This window comes from Blautia sp. 1001283B150304_161114_C9, assembly GCF_015668165.1.
In the GTDB taxonomy this organism is placed as follows: Bacteria; Bacillota; Clostridia; order Lachnospirales; family Lachnospiraceae; genus Blautia_A; species Blautia_A wexlerae.
This window is the reverse complement of the sequence record NZ_JADPGO010000095.1, coordinates 1-1163: the sequence shown is the minus strand read 5'-3', so window position 1 is coordinate 1163 and position 1163 is coordinate 1. Positions and strand designations below refer to the sequence as shown.

General features: G+C 40.8%; 1 protein-coding gene. It reads right to left on the bottom strand.

Annotation, left to right across the window (positions count from 1 at the left end):
• On the bottom strand, positions 1-970 hold a 970-nt coding region (locus I4V44_RS17410), incomplete at its 3' end, for an ABC transporter substrate-binding protein (RefSeq protein ID WP_243280316.1).
• Positions 971-1163 lie beyond the last annotated feature (193 nt).

Sequence of the window (1163 nt, the reverse complement as noted above, 5' to 3'; positions counted from 1 at the left end):
AAATGAACTGATCACCTACAGTACCGATCTGGATTGTAGGATCAGCATCGGAATCATCAATTGCAGGGAATGGGAACCAGCCGATCTTCTTCTGATAGAATTCCTCACTGTCAGTCTGGAATGTTCCTGTATACCATGAGCCACAGAGAAGCATACCTGCTGTCTCCTGATACATTAACTGTTTTGCCTGTCCGTCATCTTCGCTTAAGGAGTTTACGCCATCCGGGAAGTATCCGTTTTTAACCCACTCCTGAATCTTCTCACCTGCTTTGATGAAGCAGTCATCTGTGAATTTGCCGGTTCCTGCAACTGCATTCTGGAATGGTTCCAGTCCGCCATAACGTGCTGCCAGAGACATGAAGTACATGGAACCTGTCCATTTGGAACCATTAGCAAGTGCAAAAGGTGTAATTCCGTTTTCTTTTAATGTTGCACAGATATTTTCCAGATCAGCTAATGTCTTCGGTTCTTCAAGTCCGTACTGTTTAAACATATCTTTGTTGTAGAAGATACCTGCCAGAGAAACATTCAGATATGGGATTGCATATACATGTCCGTTGTAGCTTCCCTGTTCAATAGCTGCATCCAGAAGTTTATCTTTAAGATCGGACTGATCAAGAAGATCATCAATCGGCTGAGCAAATCCGGAATCAATATATTCATACATCGGACCACCGGACCAGCTTGAGTACATATCAGGACACTCACCGGAGCTCATCGCGATAACAAGTTTTTCCTTGTATGTATCATTCTGGATAGCTACCGAATTTACAGTATAGCCTGACTCTGTTTCTTTGTTAAACTTGTCTACTGCTGCAGTAACAATATCTTTGTCCGGGCTCTCTACCGCGATATTCCAGTAAGTAATTTCTTTGTCGTCAGCTGCAAATGCAGTTGTCTGCGCTGCCATCGGTACCACCATAGCTGCTGTCATGGCAAGTGCCATAATCTTGTACATTCTTTTTTTCATTTCTTGTTTCCTCCTTTTTTGTTTATTTTGTATATTTAAGTGTATTTATCATAGCATTTCATTCACATAATGCCCATAAAATATTCTGTCCAAAATCTATAAATTTCTGTCTTTCCGTTTTCTGTGTGCAGAAAATTATAGATATCTGTACTGGAATCTTTCCAAAAATGTCTTCTGAGAACCAGCAAAAATT